We start from the raw sequence: 25,562 nt of genomic DNA on the forward strand, positions 1-25,562 counted from the left end.
CTTTTTTATAAAGTTAAATAGTTGATTTCCAAAACGAGCTGATTATAGTCATTCAAATTACCTAAATAGTCGAGTAAGATTCCCAGTGCATTCTCCATACTTTGTATGTACTGGAAAAAATTAATTTCACCGGATTGATAACTAAATTGTGCCGTTTTAAAGATTTCTCGCGATAAATGCTCTCCTTCTGACTCATAATAGGTCAATGCCTCCTGATATTTTTGTAATTCAGAGATCATTTCAGATTTTTTGGTCTCCAATCGAATTCGATAATCCTTTTCCAGGTTTTCCAATACCTGTGTTTCTATTTTTGACGCCTTTATCTTTGCTGCATTCCCACTAAACAAAATCGGAAATTTCAACCCGATCTGGTAACCGGTTAAATTTTCATCAAGCCCGGAGTTTGAACCCAGAAAATAATTTATTTTTATATCCGGCAACAGACTTTGGGACTCTACACTTTTCTTTGCCTGAACAAACTCTTTTCTCTTTGAAAAATAGATCAATCCGGGATTTTCTTCGAGTTTTGATTCCCTCAGCTCCAATTTAGCCAGTGGGATTTTTACCACTTTAAATTTTTTATCACTTTGAACAGCCTCTTTTAATAAAATTATGGCGCGATCAACATCCTGCTGAGATTGCCTGTACAAGGTTTGTAATTGCTTTTGCTTGGCCTGTGCGGTGATCCTTTCAAGATAATTGCTGTCTCCAATTTCAAATTTTCTTTTGGCCGCATGGGCAAAGGTCCTGTAAAAACTGTCAAGCTTTTTTAAAACATTCTCTTTTTCAAATTCATATTGAAGCTGATAATATCTTGAATTCACAGTAAACTCCAGTTGCCTTCTTTTCATAGAATAAGAGTTGTTCTGCATTTCCAGTTTCGCCTTATTTACTTTTTTGTCAGCAAAGTAACGTGTAGGAAAAAGAAATTCCTGCTCAATCCCAAATACTTTAACCGCCTGATTATTGTAGGCAAGGTTGTTTTCATCATAATGATAATAAAGCTCTGTTTTATCAAAACTGAAGGCATCACCGATTAAGGCATCAACCTTTTCAACTTCCAACGAAGAAGCAACTAAACCAGAATTACCTTCCAATGCAAGATTCGTAATTGACTTCAAATCGAGGGTTTCAACCTCCTGAGCATGTGCCGAAAAACTTAAAACACCTATCAAAATGATGGAAAGCGGTTTTTTTACGGATCCGATTCTTACCCCATTTGACCTGCTAAAAATCGAATACAAAACGGGTAAGACTACCATGGTCAGCAAGGTTGAAGAAACCAGGCCTCCAATTACCACCGTTGCCAGCGGACGTTGAACCTCTGCCCCGGCTCCTGTTGAAACCGCCATGGGAAGAAAACCGAGAGCAGCCGCCAGGGCCGTTAAAATTACCGGCCTAAGCCTTTCGGTAGTCCCCTTTATAATAATTTTATTAATATCATACATACCTTTGCTTTTTAATTCTTTAAAATGTTCAATCAAAACAATCCCGTTCAATACTGCAATTCCGAATAAGGCAATGAATCCGACGCCAGCTGATATGCTAAATGGCATTCCCCTTAGTTTCAGAAGAAGTACACCACCTACTGCCGCTAAAGGAATTGCAGAAAATATAAGTGCCGCTTCTCTGGCCGATCCGAAGGCGAAAAACAACATGATAAAAATTAGCACCAGGGCTACGGGAACAGCAATTTTTAATCTGGATTTTGCACGCTGGAGGTTTTCAAACTGTCCTCCATAGGTAATACGGTATCCCGTAGGAAGCTCAATCTCTTTAGCTATCAGTTCCTGAGCATCCTCTATCACAGATTGAAGATCTCTGTTCCTGACATTTACGGCAACCACAATTCTTCTTTTTGTATCATCCCTGGAGATCTTGGCTGGCCCTTTGGTATAGCTTATACTACCCAGTTCACTCAGAGGAACCTTGAAGCCAAGAGGGGTATCAATAAAAAGTTGTTCAAGGTTTGAAATATCCTGCCTGTGAGCCTTGGCAAGCCTGATGGCAAGATCAAATCTCCTTTCCCCTTCAAATACACTGCCCACTACTGTTCCGGCAAACCCCATGGAAATGACATCGTTTACTTCTTTTATGCTTAGTCCGTATCGGGCAATCTTGTGCCTGTCATAATCAATCTTCATCTGTGGTAAACCTTCAATTTTTTCAACCGTAATATCAGATGCCCCTTTAACGCCGGAAATCAATTCGCTGATATCATTGGCCTTCTGAGAAAGAATATCCAGATCATCTCCAAATATTTTTATGGCAATATCCGACCTCACTCCGGTTATAAGTTCATTAAACCTCATTTCAATGGGTTGAGTAAACTCGAGCTCAACATCTGGAAAGTAACCCTTGAGAACCTCTTTGAATCGGTCAGCCAGTTCATCCTTGGATCTGGCAGAAACCCATTGCCCCTTGGGTTTTAGTTTTATGATGATGTCACTGTCTTCCATCGACATGGGGTCTGTTGGTATTTCCGCGGCCCCGATCCTGCTCACAACCTGCACAACCTCAGGAAAATTATCCAGTAATATTTGTTCAATTTTTGTTGTGGTTTCTATTGTTTTCGAAAGAGAAGTTCCTGTTTTCAGAACGGGTTGAATTACAAAATCTCCTTCATCGAGAGTGGGTACAAATTCCCCTCCCATTCTACTGAATATCACCGCGGCAATTATCAGAAGGGTAACAGCAGATCCTATCACCATCTTCCTGGATCTCAAGGCCCAGCGTATTATGGGTTGATAAAGATTCGAGATAACGCTCATGATCCTTTGGCTTATATTGAATCCCTCTTTCTGAGCGGGTTTAATAAAAATGGCCGACATTACCGGGATGTAAGTAAGGCCAAAGATCATAGCCCCGATCAGGGCAAAACTGAAGGTCAAAGCCATCGGTTTGAACATTTTACCCTCTACTCCGCTCAAAGAAAGTATGGGAATAAAGACAATCAGGATGATCAGCTGTCCAAAAACTGCTGAATTCATCATTTTTGAGGCCGCCTCTGAAGTAATTCTTGAAATTTTCTTTTTCTGTTCGGGTATATCAAGAGTTAGAATTTCTTTACGCCTGGAAACCAGCTTATAGGAGATAAATTCAACAATGATTACCGATCCGTCGATAATGATACCAAAATCTATAGCTCCCAAACTCATTAAATTGGCATCAACCCCAAAAATATGCATCATTGAAATGGCAAAAAGAAGCGTCATTGGAATCATCGAGGCCACTACCAGGCCTGATCTTAAATTTCCCAAGAGAAGCACAACTACAAATATGACAATTAAACAACCCAAAATCAGATTTTCTGCAACGGTTAATGAAGTTCTATGGATAAGCTCGCTGCGTTCCAGAAAGGCATTGATATAAACTCCTTCCGGAAGTATTCCTGATATCTCGTCTACCCTTGATTTAACGTCGTCAATAACCTTTTTGGAGTTCCCGTCCTTTAACATCATCACCTGCCCCAAAACCTTTTCTCCTTCTCCATTGCCGGTGATGGCACCGAACCGGTTAGCATGACCAAATCCAACCTCAGCTATATCTCTGATGTATATGGAAAGACCATTAACATTTTTAACAGAGATGTTCCTTATGTCCTCAAGAGTCTTAACGAGTCCTTCTCCGCGAATAAAATAAGCCTGATCTATTTTTTCGATATAAGCACCCCCGGCAATTGAATTATTTCTGTTGACAGCCCTAAATACCTCGGATACTGAAATATTCATCGCATTGAGCTTTTCCGTATTGATGGAAACCTCATACTGTTTAAGGAATCCTCCCCATGTATTAACTTCAATGACTCCCGGAATTCCAGACAGCTGTCTTTTTACAATCCAATCCTGAATGGACCTCAGGTCAGTTACCGTGTATTTTGATTCAAATTGAGGTTCAACATCAAGAACATATTGATAAATCTCACCGAGCCCGGTGCTGATCGGTCCCATCTCAGGATGCCCATAGCCCTCGGGTATTTTTTCACTTACTGCAAGAATCTTTTCTGAAATGAGTTGTCTTGGCAAATAGGTGCCCATTTTATCCTCAAATACAATAGTTACAACTGAAAGTCCAAATTTTGATATCGATCTGATTTCAACCACCCCAGGCAAATTGGCCATTTCAAGTTCTATAGGATAGGTGATAAATTGTTCTATATCCTCTGTAGATAAATTCCGGGATGTCGTTATTACCTGTACCTGATTATTGGTCACGTCCGGCACTGCACCTATATGGATCCTGGTTATGGAATAGATTCCAAAAGCGATTACTCCAAAGGTGAAAATAAAAATGGTCAACCTGTTTCTCAGGCTGAATTCAATTATTTTCGTAAGCATACTATTTAATTTCTTTACTGTTGTGGTATGTGCTGATTCTTACTTTTATCAAGTAAAACAAAGCCAAAAAAATTCAGTGAATAAATATTAGCCTATTCTTGGAGGTTGAAAGATGTCTGAATTCTTCAGATAGGAGTAATTATTGTAGTAAAAAGTGGGTTGCTGATGCTTTATTTCTGTTGAGACAATACATTTTACAACATCCGGAGCCATCAAAAAGAATTGTCCGCCATCAGCATAAACCGCATGTTTAAAAGGTAGATTGTGATGATCTCCGTTTTGTTGCTCCTCGTGTTCCTGGTGTTCTGAAATCTTATTTCCGTAATGTTTGGAAATAAATGAAAACAAATTGTCCCCGAATTCAGCCTGATGCAGTTCAATATGCTCCATTAAAGCTCCAAAATTAGCAATGTCCCTTATATGAAGATTTATACTTTGAGTAAGCATAAATAATGAGAGTACCGTTGATATCACCTTGAGGAACATGGAGAAAAAACTTGATAATAATTACTGTTCTTATGATTTATAAAAATAAGACATAATTGAAAATCAAATGTTGACTAATGTCACATTTCGAAAAGAACCCTGAAAAATCTGATTTCCCGAGCAGACTACCTGAAAAGCATGCTGATTTTAACTCTTAACTGTCTTTTATAGTCCTCCTCGAGCCATTTGATATAATTTTTGGAGCTTTTTAAAATGCAGAATGAGTATTGTTTGATCCTGTACTCGATTTCATCATGAAGTTCCCTTGAAAGAATATGGGCATCAAAAACATCTTCACTGTTCTCAGCACATATCCTGGCGTGCTGTGCAATTGATTTTTCCAGTACTAATTTTGATTTCTTACCTGAACTTACAGCCTCCTGATACTCCTTCTTCACATCAAAGTCAAAATCATCTGATTTCGAAAATAATGCTTTAACACTTTCAGGCATCTCATATTTGAAATTACGTTCAATTTCCTCATCACTGATAAGGTTCTCAAGGAAATAAGAAGGATTTTTGAATATGAGCTGCCAGTCTACTTCATCGGTCCACAACCCAAATCTTGAAACATTATTGCCAAGGTCAACTACCGTAAAATTATTCTTGTCATCCACAACCCTTGAACCTCTGCCAATCATCTGAAAATATAGGGCCAAAGACTTGGTCGCCCTATTGATAATGATAGATTCTATACTGGGTTCATCAAAACCTGTTGTTAAAATTCCAACCGAGGTTAAAATTGCGTCCGGAGTATTTTTAAACCAGCTCAATACCTGCCGGCGCTCTTCTTTTGTGTTCGTGTTGTCAATATAGTTGACTTTGTATCCGGCTCTTTTAAAAATCTCATAAACATGTCTCGAAGTATGAATACCATTATTAAAGATCAGTGTTTTCTTTCCCTTACTCGTACTTTCATAGGCCGAGATCAGTTTAGACTGCATTTCACTTTTAGTATATAGCTCTTCAGAAGATTTTACGGTGTAATCTCCATTGGCACCTATCTTAAGGGTACTCAGATTCACATTAAAACTGTAGGTGGTGGCCTGGGCAAGAAAACCCTTTTCGATCAGGGCCGGGATCCTTTCACCAACAATAAGATCTTTATATATCTCATGCATCGGAAGATTGATGTTCGAACTTAACGGAGTAGCAGTAACCCCCAGGATAAAGCATCTTTCAAAATGCTTGAAAAGCTTTCTGAATGAGTTGTAATGTGCCTCATCAACAATAACAAGACCAATATCCTGAAGATCCGCTTTTTCTTCTTTTATCCTGTTATTAAGGGTTTCAACCATAGCAACGAAACAGGAATATTTTTCCTCGTTGGTAACCTCCTTTACGCTGCTGTCAATTACTTTATTGTTTACCCCAAATTCCGTCAGCATGCTCGAAGTTTGTTTGCTCAACTCAATTCTATGCGTCAGAATTAAAACTTTATGCTGATTCTTTTTGATGTAACGCCTTGCTATTTCCGAAAATATTACGGTTTTCCCTCCTCCTGTAGGCAATTGATACAAGAGATTATAACTTGTGGGGTTTTCATTTATTCTCTGGAAAATCTTATCGATGGCACCGTGTTGGTAATCATAAAGTTTCTTACCAATTATCTTTTCTTCCTTATCAAGTTTTGTGAGCACCATATCGTTAAAAATAAACCTTGCAAAAATACTCAATTAACTAAGTTCTTTTGCAATTCTTTAAAAGATTTTTTCCACTTATTCTTTATTCTTTTTCTATCCGACTGATTACTAAAAATTTAGAACTTCAATCATTTGAAATAAAAAAATGCCGTCTTTCAAAAAGGTCGGCATTTTTAAAATTTTGATTTGTGGTTTTTATCTAAATATTCTCAGCGAGCCAATCTCCAACCTCAGATGTACCATAGGATTTTCCTCCATCAGCAAGATCTTCGGTTACCACACCCTCTGATAAAGATTTATTGACCACCGCCCTGATTGCAGCACCTTCTTCATATAAGCCAAATCCTGTTTCAAACATCATAGCGGCGGACAGTACAGTAGCGAGCGGATTTGCAATATTTTTACCTGCAGCCTGCGGATATGAACCGTGAATTGGTTCGAAAAGAGAAACCTCTGAACCTACAGAAGCAGAAGGCATCAAGCCCATGGAACCTGAAATCACCGAGGCTTCATCGGTTAAAATATCACCAAACAGATTTTCTGTAATCAGAACATCATATGAATTGGGCCACTGTACCAGACGCATGGCAACAGCATCAACAAACTCATAAGACACTTCAACCTCGGGATAATCTTTTTCCATGTCCTGCACTGTTTCTCTCCATAATCTTGAGGTTTCCAATACGTTCGCCTTATCTACACAGCATAGTTTTTTACCGCGACTCATGGCCATTTCAAAACCTTTTTTAGCCAGGCGCTGAACCTCTTCACGTGAGTAAACACAATGATCATAAGCTACATCTCCGCCATTTTCTCTTCCTTTTTTTCCAAAATAGATACCGCCTGTCAATTCTCTTAAAAATACAAGGTCCGTACCTTCAATTCTTTCCTTCTTTAAGGGTGATTTATCGATTAATGAGGGAAAAGTAAAAGTTGGCCTCACGTTGGCAAAAAGGCCAAGTTTTTTTCTCATTTTCAATAATCCCTGCTCAGGCCTGACTTTGGCTGAAGGATCATTGTCAAATCGAGGATGACCGATGGCGCCAAAAAGGACCGCATCCGAATTCGCGCAAATCTCATGTGTCTCTTCAGGGTAAGGATCACCTACCGCATCTATGGCCGCAGCTCCGGTCAATGCAGGATGCCAGCTTATTTCATGATTGAACTTTTTTGCAATGGCATCAGAGACTTTTACAGCCTGATCGATTACTTCTGGTCCAATTCCGTCTCCTGCCAAAAGTGCAATATTTAATTTCATAAGAAGTTTTTTTAACTATATTATATTCAACATTTTTTGTGTGGCAACAATAGCTGATACCGTTTGATCAGAATCAAGGCCACGTGTTTTAAATGATTTATCATCCAATTGCCAGGTGATCACAGTCTCACAAAGTGCATCAGAATTGGATCCAGGAGGTATTCTTACGGCATAATCCGTCAATTCTGGTAAAGCCTTACCCTTATCCTTGTAAATTTTCTTTAAGGTATTCATAAAAGCATCAAACTGCCCGTCCCCCTGGGCATTTTCCTGAATGGATTCACCCTCAAACTTCAGGGAAACAGTAGTGGAAGGCCGCAGACCTTTGGAATGTGTCAGAACATAAGACTCGACAATCACCTTCTCTTCAACAGCATTACTGTCCAGCACATCGGATATAATATAAGGAAGGTCTTCTTTGGTGACCACCTCTTTTTTATCACCCAATTCAATAATTCGTTTGGTCACTTTGGCAATATCTTCATCACTGAGATGTAATCCCAGCTGCTGAAGATTCTTTTGGATATTGGCTTTACCCGAGGTTTTACCTAAAGCGTACTGTCTTTTTCTACCAAACCTTTCAGGAAGCAGATCATTAAAGTAAAGGTTATTCTTATTATCTCCATCAGCATGAATTCCAGCAGTTTGTGTAAACACATTATCTCCAAGAACTGGTTTGTTGTCTGGAATTCTGAAGCCTGAAAAAGTTTCAACAAGCTTACTGACTTTATAGAGGGATTTCTCTTTCACCCCGATTTTAACTTCCGGAACAAAATCATTTATGACTGCTACAGCACTGGCGAGCGGTGCATTACCTGCACGTTCACCCATGCCGTTCATAGTCAGATGCAATCCATCCGCTCCTGCTCTTACCGCTTCCAGAACATTTGCAACTCCCAGATCATAGTCATTGTGAGCGTGAAAATCAACATGGAGATCCGGATATCTGTCTTTTACCTGCTTTATAAAATCGAAGGATTCCTTGGGAGTCAAGACACCCAGGGTATCCGGCAATAAGAGTCTTTTGATAGGCTGCCCTGATAAAAAATCCAGAAATTGAAAGACATATTCAGGAGAATTCCTCATGCCATTGCTCCAATCTTCTAAGTATACATTGGTATCAATCCCGCTTTCTTTGGCCATTGCTATACTTTGAGCAATTTCCTTAAAATGCTGTTCAGGAGTCTTTTTTAACTGATGGGTCAAATGATTTAATGATCCCTTGGTCAAAAGATTCTGAACCCTGGCACCGGTTTCAACCATCCACTTGATTGAAAGTCCTTTATCCACAAATGACAAAACCTCTACTTGATCTATAAAACCTTCTTCCCTCGCCCAGTCAGTAATACTTTTTACGGCCTTGAATTCTCCTTCTGAGACCCGGGTTGAGGCAATTTCGATTCTATCAACGTGCAGTTCCTCGAGTAACAGCTTGGCAATGGTGAGTTTTTCAGAAGATGAAAATGACACGCCACTGGTTTGTTCACCATCTCGCAGCGTGGTGTCCATGATCTCTATTTTTCTTTTTCCTGCCATTTAAGGGTAATTAAAATGGTCTTTTACCAGCAAATTCTATGATCTCTTCCTTTATATTCTGCAGATAATCAATATCATCAAATCCGTTCAGCATGTTTTCTTTTTTGTAACCATTGATCACAAAAGATTCCTTTGTTCCTGTTGATAAAAGAGATACCTCTTGTTGATGCAGATCTACCAGAATCTCTGTTTTAGGATCCTTTTCTATTTCCGCAAAAATCTCGGCTAGAAAATCCTCACTAACCTGCACAGGAAGCACCCCCACATTTAAACAGTTGTTCTTAAAGATATCCGCAAAGAAGCTGGATATGACACATCTAAAACCAAAATCATACACAGCCCATGCAGCATGTTCACGTGATGAACCTGACCCAAAGTTCCGTCCCCCCACAAGTATCTTTCCACTATAGATGTCCTTGTTCAGGACAAAATCACTTTTTTGGGAACCATCATTGTTGTATCTCCAGTCCCTGAAAAGGTTATCACCAAATCCCTTTCTTTCCGTAGCTTTTAGAAATCGAGCCGGAATGATCTGATCCGTGTCGACATTCTCTATAGGCAAGGGATACGCACTGCTCTTTAAAATCGTAAATTTATCGTAAGCCATTTTTTCTGTTTCTTAAATTGAATACTTTTTAAATTAATTCTCTCGGATCTGTTACCTCACCCGTTACGGCAGCTGCTGCTGCCACCAAAGGACTTGCGAGTAAGGTTCTTGAACCCGGACCCTGTCTTCCTTCAAAATTCCTGTTGGAGGTACTTACGGCATATTTACCTGCCGGCACCTTATCATCGTTCATTGCCAGACAGGCCGAACAACCCGGCTGACGCAATTCAAATCCTGCTTCGGTCAATATATCAAGAATTCCTTCTTCTTTGATCTGTTCCTCAACAATATGAGATCCCGGAACCAACCATGCCGTCACATGCTCAGCCTTTTTACGTCCTTTCACAATGGATGCGAAAGCCCTGAAATCTTCAATTCGGCCGTTGGTACAACTGCCTAAAAAAACATAATCGATCTTTTTCTTTTTCATGGCCTCACCCTCACTAAAGCCCATATACTGAAGGGACTTATCATAAGTTGCTTTTCCTCCCTCTACCTTTTCTGCATTAGGAATATCCCTGGAAATACCAATACCCATTCCAGGATTTGTTCCGTAGGTGATCATGGGTTCAATTTCAGAGGCATCAAATGCAAATTCTTTATCAAAAACCGCGTCTTCATCTGTTTTAAGGGTTTTCCAATAAGCCATTGCTTTTTCCCAGTCCTCACCTTTTGGGGTAAATTCTCTACCTTTCAAATAATCATATGTGGTTTGATCCGGAGCTATCATTCCTCCCCTTGCTCCCATCTCAATGCTGAGATTACAAACTGTCATCCTTCCTTCCATACTCATTTGCTCAAAGACTTCACCGGAATACTCAACAAAATAACCCGTCGCCCCTGAAGTGGTCAACTTTGAAATGATAAAAAGAGCAACATCTTTTGGGCCAACTCCCCTTCCCAGGCTACCATTTATATTAATTCTCATCTTCTTTGGCTTGGGCTGCATAATGCATTGGGTTGAAAGTACCATTTCCACTTCCGAAGTACCAATTCCAAAGGCTATGGCACCAAAGGCACCGTGCGTTGATGTATGAGAATCACCACAAACAATTGTAGAACCGGGCAAGGTAATACCATGCTCAGGCCCAACAACATGAACAATACCGTTATTTTTATCGCCCAGACCCCAGTGGCTTATGCCGTATTTTCCGGCATTTCTTTCCAAAGTTTTCAGCTGATTCGCTGATAGCGGATCCTTGACGGGAAGGTGTTGGTTAATGGTTGGGGTATTATGGTCGGCGGTTGCAAATGTCCTGTCAGGGTACATCACACCAACTCCTCTGTTTTCAAGGCCAAGAAAGGCTACCGGGCTGGTCACTTCGTGTATAAAATGTCTGTCGATGAAGAAAACATCCGGTCCGTCTTCAATCTTGCGTACCACATGCGAATCCCAAACTTTATCAAATAAGGTATTATTACTCATAATCTTGCTTAATTATTTTTTATCGATTTTACCAAAGGCAGATGCAAATTTATCTCTTTAGATCAATCTTATTTAGGGTTTTATTATTTTTTTTACAACGTTCAAAGGTGTGAAAAATCTTCTGCCCAGATTTTTCAATTACCTGGGCTTGATATATTTGAATTTAAATTATAATTATATTAACAAACTGAGGTTTTTTTTGCGATATAATCAATACCAAGGTGAATTATTAAAAATTTACTATTACCAGGATCGATCTTGATTCTTTAGGACCGTAAAATACCAATATTAATCAATATTGAAATACGATTTTTAAGTGGAATAATATTGTATTTTTAACCCCTTTGAAATCAAAATACACATTCAATGAAACGATTTTTAACTTTCCTGACCTTATTGTTTTGCTCATCCAGTATCTTTTCTCAAACAAGACCTCCCGAAAGTGATTACAGCATTCGAAGCAAGGCCGAATCCATTCATGCGTCTGTCATCACCATTGACACACATAATGATTTCGATCTGGACAATTTCACTCCAGAAAAGAATTATACTCAGAATCTGGATACTCAGATAAACCTTCCAAAAATGATTTCCGGAGGCCTGGATGTTTCCTGGCTCGTTGTTTTTACAGGCCAGGGGGAATTGAACAAATCAGGATATAAAAAGGCATATATTCACTCTCAAATGAAGTTTGAAGCGATCCACAGATTTACACAAGAGCTGGCACCTGACAAAATTGAGCTTGCCCTTACTGCAGAAGATGTTGTTCGAATTCATGATTCAGGAAAAAAAATTGCAATGATCGGTGTGGAAAATGCCTATCCCATTGGAGAAGATTTAAACAGGATCGAGGAATTCTTCAACAAGGGTGCAAGATATATGTCTTTGGCTCATAACGGACATAATCAGTTCGCTGATTCTCATTCAGGAGAAAAAGAAGGTGAATGGCTTCATAATGGCTTATCGGACCTCGGGAAAATGGCTATTCAAGAAATGAACCGGCTTGGTATTATGATTGACCTTTCCCACCCTTCAAAGGAAGCGAATATCCAAACAATACAGCTTTCCAAGGCCCCCGTAATTGCCTCTCATTCATCCGCCAGATCACTTAGCGATGTGAGTAGAAATCTTGATGACGAAGTGCTAATGATGATCAAGGAAAACGGTGGTGTGGTGCAAACTGTTGCCGTAGGAACTTTTCTTAACGCTGAAAAATTTAATGCCTTTTTAGAGGCTTCCCGACCGGTATTGGAGGAGATTGCTTCAGAACTGAATGTTAGTTTTTTAACCATTGATGAAATAGGGCAATTAACAGGTGAAGAAGCTCATAAGGCTTACATTAATTATGAAAAGATCATGAAAATTTCCGAGGATCGTACCCGGGAAATAGCTAAAAAACACCCTAAGGTTTCCGTTTCTGACTTTATAGATCATATTGATTTTATGGTAAAATTAATAGGAATCGATCATGTAGGCATAAGTTCTGATTTTGACGGCGGAGGTGGAATCGTAGGATGGATGGATGCTTCTGAATCATTCAATGTAACTTATGAGCTCGTTAAGCGAGGTTATACGAAAGAGGAAATTGAAAAATTATGGGGAGGAAATCTGCTTCGGGTTATGAGGGAAGTGGAATTGGTTTCAAAGAAAATGCAGTAAAGTCTCTGCCTTTTCAAACAGAGTCATTGGCGAGGGGTTGACTTGATACAATATTTTTTGTATCTTGCTGATAACTAAACCCCTATGCTATGGACAAAATTACTTTTCAAAAATTTTTTTCTACAATTTACAGAAACGTTACAAATGAAGTTTTGAGAAAATCTGTATTTGGTAAGACTTTATTGGCTCTATTGGTATTTATTTTGTCAGCCAATGGAATACCTGATTGGCAAAAGAATCAGGGAAAAAACTTCAAATCCTGGACCTGGGAGGTAATCAAGGAAACTGTTCAAATACCTCTTCCACCGCCTTTCGGCCCTGACATTCCACCTCCAACTGACAACTGGTATCAAAGAGCGGGGCTTCAGGCTTTAAACCACAGAGGTGAATTCTACATTTTTGGCGGGCGTACGCCATTACCAATTCCAGTTCCGGGAGCAAGTATTATTCACGGAGATGTATGGAAGAGTTCTGACAAAGGAAAGACCTGGCAAAACCTCCTTCAATCTAACCCAACCATTCCGGGTGTGCCTCCTGACCCAAATTCGACTTCACATTGGGCAAATCGGGCCTATTTTCAGGCAGTGAAAAAAGGAAGGTATATGTACATAATAGGAGGACAAGACTTTAATATTGTTGAAAATCCTGATTACAGACCAGATTTAAATCCTGAATTTCCTTGTGGTATTTTTGTCCCTCCCGAGTTTTGTTTTCCTCAAAAACCTCTATCACAGTTTTTTAACGATGTCTGGCGGTCAATGGATGGAATTAATTGGCAAAGAATGGTACAGAATCAGGAGATTGATCCAAAAGAGGAAAATCCAGCTCACTGGGCAGGACGCGCTGGTTTAAGTGCAACGGTTTTCAAAGGCTATATTTATGTTATGGGAGGCTCTGTTAATGACGATCTCTCTATAGATCCTACGGCTCCAGCCAGAATTTATTTTAATGATGTTTGGAGATCCAGAAATGGAAGGAACTGGGAAAAGGTAAATAATGCGCCTTGGGCTCCAAGAGCAGGTGGTATAGCTGTTGTTAAAGGTGGTTATATGTATATGATTGGCGGAGAGGAAGGATTTACATGCGCACCTCAAGGAGTTCCATCTGATATTCCTTGCCCACCTTATTTTAATGATGTATGGAGAACCAAGGATGGCATAAATTGGGAAGAAATGACCCCTGAAGCGGAATGGGATAAACGTCCGGGTCATCAGGTAGTAGTGGCTCAGGACCGATTGGTATTATTTGGTGGATTTGGATTAGGAGAAGACAATGGCGCCACTCCTTCAAATCCGTCTGATGTATGGATCAGTAATAAAGGAAAGGTGTGGAAAAAAGTGAGTGATGCACCATGGAACGCTGATGGTTCTGAAGATATCAAATACGATTTTGATGCAGTCGTTGTAAAAGGTAAAAACAGAAATCAGGATGCCATTTATACTTTTGGTGGGGACCGCGAAACTTTCGACTTTAATGATGATCAAAACTATAAGAACGTGGACAATGATGTTTGGAAGTTCAGTTTACCGAAAAAATCAGAGGAAGAAACAGAGGTGGCAAAGGCCCTGACCTTATACCCTAACTATCCCAACCCTTTCAATGAGTCTACTACTTTAAAGTACTACATTCCGAGTAAATCATATGTATCCTTAATGATTTTTGATCGTTATGGCAGGTATGTTACCAAACTTGTGAATAAGAACCAGGGGCCGGGTGAATATGAAGTTCTGTGGAACGGCGAAAATTACAGAGGTAAATCTGTAAGAAATGGGCTTTATTATGCCAGAATTTGGCATAAAGGAAAGGCCAGAACCATTAAAATGATTAAAAATTAATTTTGCTTACAATAACAATTAACCAAGTCTTCCCATAGACTAACAGCCTCACTTTACCAGGAATTGTGGGGCTGTTTTATTTAATTGTTTTACAAGCTCTGAATCTGCGTAAAAATATTGAAGCAATCCAATTAAGGAAAATCCTAATATTCAGGAGTGATCATGATATGGGCATTATACTGCCCCGGAAACATCAGCCAGGGATGACCCGGCTCATTGGGTGCAAGTGAAAGGCCTGTACTTTCCTGTGTGGCATAAGGGATATAAACAACATACCTGAATTTACCATTTTCAATTTTATCTGTTTCGGTGTTGAAATAGGCATCAGGCCCATAATATATATGCAACGTTGCCGGTGCTTCCGGTAGGGGCATCTTTCCTGTTTCAGCTTCTTTTGCCCTTATCTCTTCTTTTTCCTCTCTTGATTTTCCATCAGAATCCAACTCACGACCTCTGGCCATCATGGGCTCAAGGCTTTTGTGATAAGCCACGATTTGAAAACCATCTTTTTTCGGATTATTAGCGATACAAATAAAGTCATTGGTTCCCTCTCTCAAGGTCATGAACTCTCCATTCTCACTATATCCATAAACAGTGGCTCCGTCTCTTGCAGCCTTAGGGACAACCAGCGTAGCCGAAGCAATCTGCTGAGCTGCAGTAAGTTCTTGATTCAAAGGGATTTCGTCAAAAATAGAGCTTTCAGAAGCAGCTTCCTCCTGAGTTTTTAAAATTTCATTTTTTTTATACGAAGGTTTTCCGCAACTATTGATAACCATACTTAAAACCAGAAGTAAAACTAATTTGATTTTCATGATATTGAATCTTTTGTTGATTAAAGCTAAGATAGAACAATTCACAATTACCTCAAAATAACTGAATCATGCCCTTTCAAAGCCCGAAAAGATAAAAACAGCTTAAAAACAACAAGCATACAATAATTATGAACCAATGGCGTTATTTAGATATAAGTTCTTAACCATAATTAAATTGCTAAATAATCCGGAAGAAAAAGGATATTTATCAAAAAGAGTCATAGCGAGTAAAACGGCCTTGAGGGGGGCTTATTGATCAAACTAAAAACATTTAGATATAGATGTTCAACTATTGAAACTTGCTATGGCTTTTTTATTTATACCAACCCTTCATTACTCAAAGGCAAATTTCTGTATCGCTTTCCGGTTGCATTAAAAATGGCATTGACTATTGCAGGAGCTATAACCGGAACTCCTGGTTCTCCTATTCCAGTTGGGGCCTTGGAACTTTCAACAATTTCAACATGCACATTCGGGCTTTCATGCATCCTTAACACTCTGTAATCATGAAAATTACTTTGTTCAACGCTGCCTTGATCGGTCGAGATATTTCCATAGTAAGCCAGTGACATTCCAAAAATGGCCGCTCCTTCCAGCTGAGCCTTCACCGTATTTTTATTTACCACAGTTCCGCAATCAACCACTGTAAAAACATCATGTACCTTTAAATTGCCATCGATTACAGATACCTCTACTACGGAAGCCACATAACTGTAAAAACTATAATGAACGGCCAATCCAAGCCCATGCCCAAAAGGAAGTTTTCTTCCCCAACCTGCATTTTTGGCTGCTTTCGAAAGTACATTCTTCAGCCTTTTCGTATCCAGTTTATACTCGTTGTCTGAGGGATATAAGCGATCTGAACCGATAAGGTTCAACCTGAATTCCAATGCATCTTTTTGGGCAGCTACTGCGAGTTCATCAGCAAAGACATTGACTGAGAAACCATGGATGATGTTGATAACAGAGCGCAACCAACCTATCCTCAAATGAGCATTTGCCTCTCCGTTTTCAAACTTTATATTTTCTACCTCATAAGGCATATTGGTCATCCCTTGCTGAAATTCAAATCCTGCGGCATGGTTAACACCAGGCATAAAGGTGGATGTGATCGAAGGAAAAGCATTTCTATGGAGCCATGAGGTCACTTTACCTTCTTTCATTGAAGCCTTTAGATGCTGTGCGCTGATAGCATGATAATAACTGTGCCTGATATCATCTTCCCTTGTCCATAAAACCTGGACCGGCCTCCCCATCATTTTTGACAAGGCGACAGCTTCAAGTACAAAATCCGGTTTAGACTTTCTGCCGAACCCTCCTCCTAAAAATGTAACGTTAACTTTGACTTGCTCAGTTTCTAAGCCCAAAAAGTCACTTATTTCCTGTCTCGTAAGTTGTGGGGCCTGAACAGGTGCCCACACTTCACAAAATCCTTCCTGAACATTTGCTGTTGCATTAGGAGTTTCCATGGGTGCATGGACGAGATGAGGAAGTTTGTATGTAGCTTCAACAATTTTATCTGCTTTCTGCATGGCTCCACTAACATTGCCCTCTTCACGGATCAATTTTGCCTTATTTTCTACGTTCCGGGTAAGTGTATCCATGAATTCCTTGGTTGAATAGGACTCATTTTCACCGGGGTCCCATTCAATAGTTAAGGCCTCATTTCCTTTGATCGCAGCCCAGCTATTCTCCGCTAAAACCGCTACTCCACCCAAAGCACCAAAAGGTTTTTCTATCCTTTTCATTTCCCTGACATCAATCACACCCGGAATCTTCATTGCCTCGGAACTATCATATGATACAGCCCTTCCAAAAGTAACAGGACATCTGCTGATATTTGCATAGATCATTTGATCAACTTTTATATCAAGGCCATATTTTGACCTTCCATTGACAAAATCAGCAACATCGACACTGGCCAGATCTTTACCTATATAAATAAATTCATCACGGGATTTAAGCCTTGGGGATTCAGGCAGGGGCATTTTTCCGGCCGCTTCGACCAGATCACCATAGAATAGTTTTTCATTCGAACCAGTCCGGAAAACATGATGCAGTTCCGTTTTACAAAGTTCTTCAGAAACACCCCATTTTTCAGCCGCAGCGGAAACAAGCATGGCCTTTGCCATGGCCCCCATTCTTCTCATGGGTTCATATATGGTTCTTATACTCCTCGATCCATCCGTGTTTTGATTACCATAAGCATCATCTCCAGGTGCCTGAACCACAGATACCTTTGACCAGTCAGCATCCATTTCATCAGCAATTACCGAAGTTAATGAAGTTCTGACTCCCTGTCCCATTTCACTTCTCGAAGCTGTCAATATCAAAGAACCGTCCTTTCTGAGTTCAACAAATAAATTCGGCGAAAATCGGCTGGGATCAGACGTATTCAACGAAACATCCTTTGAAGAATTCATATCACAGGCCAATAAAATACCGCCGCTCAAAAGACTCAAATTCTTAATAAAAACACGTCTGTTCGTTTTTGATAAATTCTTCATAGTCCTCCTTCATTTTCAGATTCATTCCTCATTGAAGCCGCCAAATGAATCGCTTTTCTTATTCTTACATAGGTACCGCATCGGCAAATATTACCGCTCATCCCTTTATCAATATCCTCGTCTGACGGAGAGGGTTTTTCATTGAGTAAGGCTACTGCACTGATTACCTGACCCGGCTGACAGAATCCACATTGCGGCACATTGAGTTTTTCCCAGGCCTTCTGCACGGATTTATTGATCTCTGAAATACCTTCAATACTAACAATTTCTTTATTATTCAAAATTGAAATGGGAGTCACACATGATCTAAGGGCTTTCCCCTCGACCAAAATTGAGCAGGTTCCGCACACACCCAACCCACAACTGTATTTTGTCCCAGTCAACTCAAGCACATCTCTTAGCACCCAAAGAACAGGCATTTCCGGGGAAACATCAAGGGAATGGGGTTTCCCGTTTACGGTTATATTAATCATATTTTTTCAATTGAAAAGGTAGCTTTGTAAAGTTAGTATTTTTAATTAATTTAGTTAATTCAGATCAAAAGCAAAACTTCATTTATCGAACCCCCAAAAATCCCACATCAACATGCTCAAACCACTGCTCACTATTATACTATTTATTTCTATTTGTTTTACCTCTAATTCACAATCAAATCAGGACGAATTGCAATTGATGCAATCCCTTTACGGTATGGAAAAGAGGGATATTGTAGCTGAATTCGTAGAATTAAGTGAAACTCAGGAAAATGAATTCTGGAGCCTCTATGACGAGTATGAAAACAAAAGAAAGGCACTCGGTCAGGAACGTTTTGATTTGCTTCAACGCTATGTAAATGAATACGGGGAAGTAAAACCGGAAAACGCAGAAAATTTTATGAAGCAAGCCATTCCAATTCGAATTAAGACAGATAAGCTACGGGATAACTATTACAATAAAATTAAATCCAGGACTGACCCGGTAGTTGCCATGCAGTTTTATCAGATTGAGAACTATCTTTCTGATGCAATAAGAATGGAACTTTTAGAAGAAATATACACGACTAAAAAAAAATAACACTAATTCAATAACTTAAAAACAATAACATGAAAAAATTAACTTATTTAATTGCCGCTTTCCTGGTGTTCAACATGTCTTTTGCTCAGGATTCGGCTTCTGAAGAAATTCAAATGGTTCAAGAATTATTCGGACAGGAAAAAAGAATGATTATAGAAGATAATGTTGACTTGACCGGTGTAGACGGGGTTGCCTTCTGGAAACTTTATGATGAGTATGAAGCGCAGCGTCAGGATCTTGGTAAGGCGAAACTTGAATTATTACAAAAGTATACCACAAAACAAGGCGACCTTACGAATGCCCAGGCGAAGGACCTTTTGATGGAGGCTGTTCCTTTAAGAACCTCTGAAGACAAATTGATACTTAATTACACTAAAAGAATTGAAAAAGCCACAAGTGCCCTGGTTTCAGTTCAGTTCTATCAGATAGAACATTATATTTCCGACGGAATCCGATTTGCGATTTTAAACAATATTGATTTCATTCAGGATAAAAAATAAATATCATCGATGAATAAATATCGAATCGTCTTTGTGCTTCTTACCTTTTGGGTTTTTGGTTCCATGCATGCCCAAAAAGTTGAGATAGCACCACAATTTGGATATCAGGTAGGTGCCAAATACAATTATTACGGCGGATATGTCAAACTGAAAAGTTCAGAGCAGTACGGTCTTACTTTTGGAGTCAATGCAACAGATGATATAACCGTTGAATTTATGTGGGCACAGCAGAATTCAGTGGTAAGCATCAAAGATTTTCAGTTTTATCCTCAGGAAACAGAATTAACCGATGTAGTAGTGAATCATTATCAAATTGGAGGTATTCATATGTTTGGATATAGTGACGCCAGACCATTTGCCGGCTTATCTGCAGGATGGTCAACATTTAATCCAGAAAACAATCGATATGACGGAACAACAACCTTTACCCTTGGACTTACCGGTGGTCTGAAATATTTCTTTACCGATCGAATAGGTCTAAGACTCCAGGCTCAGTTACTTATGCCCGTTAGTTGGGGAGGAGTTTATATTGGAGGTGGCGGTGGTGGTGTTACCACGGGTGGTTCGATATTACAATTAAATTTCAGCGGAGGCCTGGTCATAGGACTAGGAGATTGATCTCATGATATTGGTGCAAAAATGTAACTAAAGTTCTCTAATCTAGTCCTCAAAATACTTTGAGGAGACAATTAAATAATACTGAATAACAATTAAACCCCCTAATTATGAAAAAAAATAACCTATTAACAATTATTTTGATGAGCTTCCTTTTGACAGGAAGCGTCTATTCTCAAGAGAAACCCAATATTCTGGTCATATGGGGCGATGACATTGGACAATCCAATATCAGCGCCTATACCTTTGGATTAATGGGCTATCAGACTCCGAATATTGATCGATTGGCCAATGAAGGATTGATGTTTACGGATTATTATTCTGAACAAAGTTGCACGGCCGGAAGATCATCCTTTATAACCGGACAAAGTGTTTTCAGAACAGGCCTTAGTAAGGTGGGTCTTCCGGGTGCCAAAGAAGGAATTAGCGAAAAAGACCCGACCATAGCAGTAATGTTAAAGGAACTTGGATATGCCACAGGTCAGTTTGGTAAGAATCACTTAGGAGACCGGGATGAACATCTTCCAACGAATCATGGTTTTGATGAGTTCTTTGGAAACCTTTATCACCTGAACGCAGAAGAAGAGCCGGAATTACCGGATTATCCGGATCCTGAGGAGTATCCGAACTTCCGTAAGAATTTTGGTCCCAGAGGTGTAATCCATTCTTATGCTGATGGAAAAATTGAAGATACTGGTCCTTTGACCAAAAAAAGAATGGAAACGGTAGACGATGAAACGGTTGCAGCTGCAGAAAAATTCATTCGAAATGCAGTAAAATCCGGTAAACCTTTCTTTGTTTGGTGGAATGGAACCAGAATGCATTTCAGAACACATGTTAAAGATGAATTGAGAGGGATATCAGGGCAGAATGAATACAGCGATGGAATGGTTGAACATGACATGCATGTAGGAAAATTACTGGATTTATTGGATGAACTGGGTGTAACTGACAACACTATTGTCCAGTACGGTACGGATAACGGACCCCATAAGAATACATGGCCTGATGCTGCTTCTAACCCTTTCCGAGGTGAGAAGAACACAAACTGGGAAGGTGGATGGAGAACTCCGTCCTTGGTAAGATGGCCTGGAAAGATAAAGGCAGGCTCAATTTCTAATGAAATAATGTCCGGTATGGACTGGTTTCCTACTTTCTTAGCCGCAGCGGGAAATGAGAACGTGGTTGAAGACCTTAAAGGAGGAAAAACCGTGAACGGCAGATCTTATAAGGTACACCTTGATGGTTATAATTTTTTACCTCATTTAACAGGTAAAGAAGCCAAAGGGCCAAGAAAAGAACTTTTCTACTTCTCTGATGATGGTGACCTAACAGCTATGCGATATGATGACTGGAAGTTTATTTTTATGGAACAAAGAATGGCCGGTACTTTAGGGGTATGGGCAAATCCATTTACTCCATTGAGGTTACCACTGATCTTTAATTTAAGAAGGGACCCTTATGAAGCGGCTACCATTACTTCCAACACTTATTATGACTGGCAACTTGACCATGCCTTCCTACTAGTTCCTGCACAAACAATCGTGGGGCAGTTTTTGGGGTCATTCAAAGAATATCCACCTCGAATGAAAGCAGCCAGTTTTAGTCTCGAGAAAGTTATGGAGGAGCTCTCTACCCCCGGTAACAATTAACTTTGAAGAAGTAAAATTTAAGATAGTAGCATAAAAAAAACAGGTAGTTTAACTACCTGTTTTTTTAATGGGTTTATCCTTCAAATCCAGTTTTTTTATGTTCACCATCACAAAATGGTTTATTATTTGAAGCTCCACAACGACAAAAAGCCGTGATCTTTTCCTTGTTCACAACCGAACCGTCAGGGGATTTGATCCGTAAAGAGCCCTTGACAAGCAAAGGGCCGTTTTCCATTAATTCAACTTCAGTTTTTAATACCTGCATAGGATTGGAGGCATCCTCCAAATCATAACTCAACGCCCCCGAAGGGCATTTATCAATCTGATTTTTTAGTTCCTCAACCGAGGCATTTTCGGGTTTGATCCAAGGCCTGGACTTTGGATCATAAACACCAGGAAGCTCCTTTACACATACCGCGGAATGTATGCATTTACCCGGCTGCCAATTAATTATTAGATTATCCCTTTTATACTTTTTGATTATATCTTTTTTATCCATGATTTAAATGTTTAAATTCACAACTTCAGGTTCTACTCAAAGATAATGTTAATATCTGATTTACTTAACTTCAGTTAAAACGGAGTATTTGATTTTTATGATTAGGTTATTGGTTTCGCTTTTATTTATCCTGAACTTTCTTGTTGTTTCAGCACAGCAAGAAGATCCTGTAGATGCCAACGTTAACAGACAGTTTTGGCTGGATTTCAATACCAGGCGTAGTTTGGATTCCATACATGAATTAAGCGGTTTTGTTGGCTACAGAAGCATTTCGCCTCATCTTTTTGATAAATTTCTGGTGGTTCCTACCTATAACATTATACATACAAAAAGCCCAAAATTCATGAACCTGGAAAAACCATTGATTAGCTCATTTCATTTAGGTGCCGGTTTGTACTACACGAATAACAAGTACGAACCCGATAATTTCGAATTCCGATTGATGCAGGGATTGAAATTCTTTTTACCTTCAATTGATATGATTCCCTTAAAGAACTATGTAAGGCTCGAAGAACGATTTCAAAAGACTTTTGATGGATCCTATTGGAATGCTTCCTTCAGATTCAGATATAAAATTTCAACTGTGATTGAATGGAAAAAGCATCTTTTCTCCTTTAATAAGGGTCTATACATACCCATGAGCGTAGAATTCTTTTTCAATTTAAAAAAAGCGGACCGCTTTAACGATGTAATTCGAATAACTCCCGGACTTGGATATAAATTCAACGAGGAATGGAAGGCTGAATTCTATGTGTCCTATCATTACAGCCAGAATACTTCTGAAGATGACGATTCGACCAATGATTTTGTATTTAGACTCAGAATCTATAAAAAATCTATTCAGAAGAAGCCTCCTGTCTTTAATACCAAGGAAGAAGATCTAAAAGAGCTAATCGAATAAAATACCATTGAAACCTTGTTGAATCACTGGGATGATTGAAGTTCATTAAGGATCGTATTGGCTTCATCAATACGTCCCAATTCTTTTAAAATCAGAGCTTTTAAGTATTTTATATCCGGATTGGCCGGATCGATTCCAAGTGCGTGATTCGCTTCTTTCAGGGCTGACTCAAAATCTTTATTTTGATAATAATAGGTCGCAAGATTATACATAGAGCGTATATCCTGAGGATCAAGATCAATCGCCATTTTCAGGTCCTCCACCGCAATTTCACCATTTCCCAATTCAAAGTTTAGCAATGCCCTTAAATAATAAGGCCTTCCGGCATCTGGTTGATAATCCATCCAGGTGTTCAATGTCTCAAATGCTTTTTCTGTATTCTGATCTATACTGTAGGCAGTGGCCAGATTCGTATAAACAGGAAAAAGTAAACTATCCATCTCCAAGGCTTTGTCATAATGCTTTATGGCCGTCTTAATATCATTGTTTTGCATGAAATAATCACCCAGTTGCAGCCTTCCGGTGGAAAAATCAGCATTGGCAAATAACATTTGTTCAAACTCCTCATTCGCTTTGAACAAATTAAGTTTATCCGTTTCACTCCAGCCTTCCCCATTAAAACCGATAAGCAGTTGTGCCGACCCGATACGCACCAGTTTTGTCTTATCGGTCAAATGCTTTTGAGCAACTGTCATTCGATCCTGGGGAGCCATACCCCTGAATTGCATCAACGCGTGATATCTGACCACTGCCGAAGAGTCACTCAAAGCTTTAAGTAAAGATTTTACCTGATCTTCTCCTGAAAACGTTAAATTTCCGATCACTGTTGACCGAGCGATGTATGGATAATTCAGATCGTTAATGAATTCGTTCAGTTTCAACCGATCCTCGTAAGAAATCTCATTTTGATTACTCAACAAAAGATAATCCGAAAAATGAGGTGTCCTGTCTTTACCATACCATTTCTCCACCCAATTGGCCGCCCATTCCTCTGACTGATCCTGGTGACATTCATTACATGCATTTGGCGTGCCATAGGATACGCTCTGGTCCGGTCTAGGAACCCTGAAACTATGATCCCTTCTAAAATCATTACCCATATAATACCTGCCTGTCATGTGACAGTTTATACACTTTGCCGATTCTGAATTCATTTCATGAAAATGGTGTTCTTTGCTATCGTATTTTTCAGGTACGTGACATTGCAGACATAGTTTGTTGCCTTCGAGTTTTAACTTATTGGAATGCACATTATGACAGTCTCCACATTTAATTCCCTGGGTATGCATCTTGCTTTGAAGAAAAGATCCATAAACATAATCTTCTTCTAAAATCTGGCCGTCAAGGTGATAATACTCTGACGAGATATTCTGAACGAGATACTGGTCTTCAAAAAGGTTGCCCGGAATCAAATTTTGTGTAAGTTTCATTCTTCGTGCATGACACGGGGCGCACATATTCAGTTGAGACTTTTGATCATTTCCTAAAATTGTATGCATCTCCCCTTTCTTCTGACCTGAATATGCCCATTGAACATGCTTTTTACCAGGCCCGTGACAACTTTCGCAACTCACGTTTATCGATGAGTACGTGGTGTGAAAAGAATCTTTCTCAACAAAATAATTTTTTTTCAAATTAGTTGAATGACATTCGGCACACATGGTATTCCAGTTCTGAGCCCCTCTTGTCCAGTGCAGCCAGTCTGTTATAGTTATTTCATCACCTGCATACTGATGGAACCATTTATGCTCCAGTGTGTCCCATGTAACCCGCAGAACTTGATTCTTTCCATTTGGAAATTCCACGATATACTGTTGCAAGGGTGTCAATCCAAAAACATATGCAACCTTATACTCGGCTTCAGAACCATCAAGTTCCTTCACCTTAATCATGAAATCATTATCATTTTTAAAAAACTCATAGTCTACCCCATCAATGCGGGCATTAACATTATTAAAATCTCCAAGAACGGTTGAATCGGTAACCACCTGCATGGCTTTGTCATGATGTGAACCTTTCCAGGTATCATATTCAGTTTTATGACATGACACACAACTGGCATCACCCAAATAACCTTCGCTGTCGGCGTGTGACACCTTGCTGATTTCCTGATATGCTCCTTCATTTGATCCCTTCTCGCAGGCTATCAATAACAACGAAATCAAGATAATAATTGGAAACGAAAATCTCATTAGTGCTGATTAGAGTAGATCGCTAAAATAGAGTATTCATAAAA

At 39.4% G+C, this 25,562-nt stretch carries 19 protein-coding genes; 7 read left to right on the top strand and 12 right to left on the bottom strand.

What is annotated here, in order from left to right; all coding sequences use genetic code 11:
* Positions 1–5: 5 nt before the first annotated feature.
* The 7 genes from LCM02_RS05570 to leuC all read right to left on the bottom strand — a co-directional run bounded on the left by LCM02_RS05570 (position 6) and on the right by leuC (position 11,293).
* Positions 6–4,337 (bottom strand): CusA/CzcA family heavy metal efflux RND transporter, encoded by a 4,332-nt coding sequence (locus LCM02_RS05570; RefSeq protein WP_224927335.1) that lies wholly within the window; start codon positions 4,335–4,337, stop codon positions 6–8.
* An 87-nt stretch (positions 4,338–4,424) separates the two neighbouring features.
* Entirely contained in the window at positions 4,425–4,823 is a 399-nt protein-coding gene (locus LCM02_RS05575) for a hypothetical protein (RefSeq protein ID WP_224927336.1), read from the bottom strand.
* Positions 4,824–4,948: 125 nt separating this feature from the next.
* A complete protein-coding gene (locus LCM02_RS05580) occupies positions 4,949–6,466 on the bottom strand; it encodes a DEAD/DEAH box helicase (protein ID WP_224927785.1) in 1,518 nt (505 codons plus the stop codon).
* Between the two features lie 199 nt (positions 6,467–6,665).
* Entirely contained in the window at positions 6,666–7,724 is a 1,059-nt protein-coding gene (gene leuB, locus LCM02_RS05585; protein ID WP_224927337.1) for a 3-isopropylmalate dehydrogenase, read from the bottom strand.
* Positions 7,725–7,739: 15 nt separating this feature from the next.
* On the bottom strand, positions 7,740–9,260 hold the full coding sequence (locus LCM02_RS05590) for an alpha-isopropylmalate synthase regulatory domain-containing protein (protein ID WP_224927338.1): 1,521 nt from the start codon (positions 9,258–9,260) through the stop codon (positions 7,740–7,742).
* A 10-nt stretch (positions 9,261–9,270) separates the two neighbouring features.
* Positions 9,271–9,867 carry a 3-isopropylmalate dehydratase small subunit gene (leuD, locus tag LCM02_RS05595; RefSeq protein WP_224927339.1) on the bottom strand — a complete coding sequence of 199 codons (597 nt, stop codon included), beginning with the start codon at positions 9,865–9,867 and terminating at the stop codon, positions 9,271–9,273.
* 28 nt (positions 9,868–9,895) lie between these two features.
* Positions 9,896–11,293: a 3-isopropylmalate dehydratase large subunit gene (gene leuC / locus LCM02_RS05600; protein WP_224927340.1), complete on the bottom strand. Its 1,398-nt coding sequence runs from the start codon at positions 11,291–11,293 to the stop codon at positions 9,896–9,898.
* 366 nt (positions 11,294–11,659) lie between these two features.
* Between leuC and LCM02_RS05605 the strand changes: the two genes are divergently transcribed.
* Positions 11,660–12,952 carry a dipeptidase gene (locus tag LCM02_RS05605; protein WP_224927341.1) on the top strand — a complete coding sequence of 431 codons (1,293 nt, stop codon included), beginning with the start codon at positions 11,660–11,662 and terminating at the stop codon, positions 12,950–12,952.
* Positions 12,953–13,041: 89 nt separating this feature from the next.
* Entirely contained in the window at positions 13,042–14,787 is a 1,746-nt protein-coding gene (locus LCM02_RS05610) for a T9SS type A sorting domain-containing protein (protein WP_224927342.1), read from the top strand.
* Between the two features lie 143 nt (positions 14,788–14,930).
* Here LCM02_RS05610 and LCM02_RS05615 read toward each other — a convergent pair whose 3' ends face one another.
* The 3 genes from LCM02_RS05615 to LCM02_RS05625 all read right to left on the bottom strand — a co-directional run bounded on the left by LCM02_RS05615 (position 14,931) and on the right by LCM02_RS05625 (position 18,579).
* Positions 14,931–15,599 (bottom strand): hypothetical protein, encoded by a 669-nt coding sequence (locus LCM02_RS05615; protein ID WP_224927343.1) that lies wholly within the window; start codon positions 15,597–15,599, stop codon positions 14,931–14,933.
* A gap of 317 nt (positions 15,600–15,916) precedes the next feature.
* Complete coding sequence (locus LCM02_RS05620) at positions 15,917–18,106, bottom strand: xanthine dehydrogenase family protein molybdopterin-binding subunit (protein ID WP_224927344.1); 2,190 nt, start codon at positions 18,104–18,106, stop codon at positions 15,917–15,919.
* Positions 18,103–18,579 (bottom strand): (2Fe-2S)-binding protein, encoded by a 477-nt coding sequence (locus LCM02_RS05625; protein ID WP_224927345.1) that lies wholly within the window; start codon positions 18,577–18,579, stop codon positions 18,103–18,105. Before LCM02_RS05625 ends, LCM02_RS05620 begins: the two co-directional genes overlap by 4 nt.
* Before the next feature lie 199 nt (positions 18,580–18,778).
* On the opposite strand from LCM02_RS05625, the gene LCM02_RS05630 reads away from it, so the two are divergent.
* From LCM02_RS05630 to LCM02_RS05645, 4 genes are all read left to right on the top strand, one after another.
* On the top strand, positions 18,779–19,159 hold the full coding sequence (locus LCM02_RS05630; RefSeq protein WP_224927346.1) for a hypothetical protein: 381 nt from the start codon (positions 18,779–18,781) through the stop codon (positions 19,157–19,159).
* A 29-nt stretch (positions 19,160–19,188) separates the two neighbouring features.
* Complete coding sequence (locus LCM02_RS05635) at positions 19,189–19,659, top strand: hypothetical protein (RefSeq protein WP_224927347.1); 471 nt, start codon at positions 19,189–19,191, stop codon at positions 19,657–19,659.
* A 9-nt stretch (positions 19,660–19,668) separates the two neighbouring features.
* Positions 19,669–20,277, top strand: coding sequence for a hypothetical protein (locus tag LCM02_RS05640; RefSeq protein ID WP_224927348.1), 609 nt, complete (start codon positions 19,669–19,671; stop codon positions 20,275–20,277).
* Positions 20,278–20,384: 107 nt separating this feature from the next.
* Positions 20,385–21,926: an arylsulfatase gene (locus tag LCM02_RS05645; RefSeq protein ID WP_224927349.1), complete on the top strand. Its 1,542-nt coding sequence runs from the start codon at positions 20,385–20,387 to the stop codon at positions 21,924–21,926.
* Between the two features lie 73 nt (positions 21,927–21,999).
* On the opposite strand, the gene LCM02_RS05650 is transcribed toward LCM02_RS05645, so the two are convergent.
* Complete coding sequence (locus LCM02_RS05650; RefSeq protein ID WP_224927350.1) at positions 22,000–22,425, bottom strand: (4Fe-4S)-binding protein; 426 nt, start codon at positions 22,423–22,425, stop codon at positions 22,000–22,002.
* Between the two features lie 97 nt (positions 22,426–22,522).
* Here LCM02_RS05650 and LCM02_RS05655 point away from each other — a divergent pair, with 97 nt between their 5' ends.
* Positions 22,523–23,326: a DUF2490 domain-containing protein gene (locus LCM02_RS05655; protein WP_224927351.1), complete on the top strand. Its 804-nt coding sequence runs from the start codon at positions 22,523–22,525 to the stop codon at positions 23,324–23,326.
* Positions 23,327–23,349: 23 nt separating this feature from the next.
* Here the strand turns inward: LCM02_RS05655 and LCM02_RS05660 are convergent, their stop codons facing one another.
* Positions 23,350–25,518 carry a tetratricopeptide repeat protein gene (locus tag LCM02_RS05660; RefSeq protein WP_224927352.1) on the bottom strand — a complete coding sequence of 723 codons (2,169 nt, stop codon included), beginning with the start codon at positions 25,516–25,518 and terminating at the stop codon, positions 23,350–23,352.
* Positions 25,519–25,562: the final 44 nt, after the last annotated feature.

Origin of the sequence: Lutimonas saemankumensis (assembly GCF_020171465.1) — a bacterium.
GTDB lineage: Bacteria > Bacteroidota > Bacteroidia > Flavobacteriales > Flavobacteriaceae > Lutimonas > Lutimonas saemankumensis.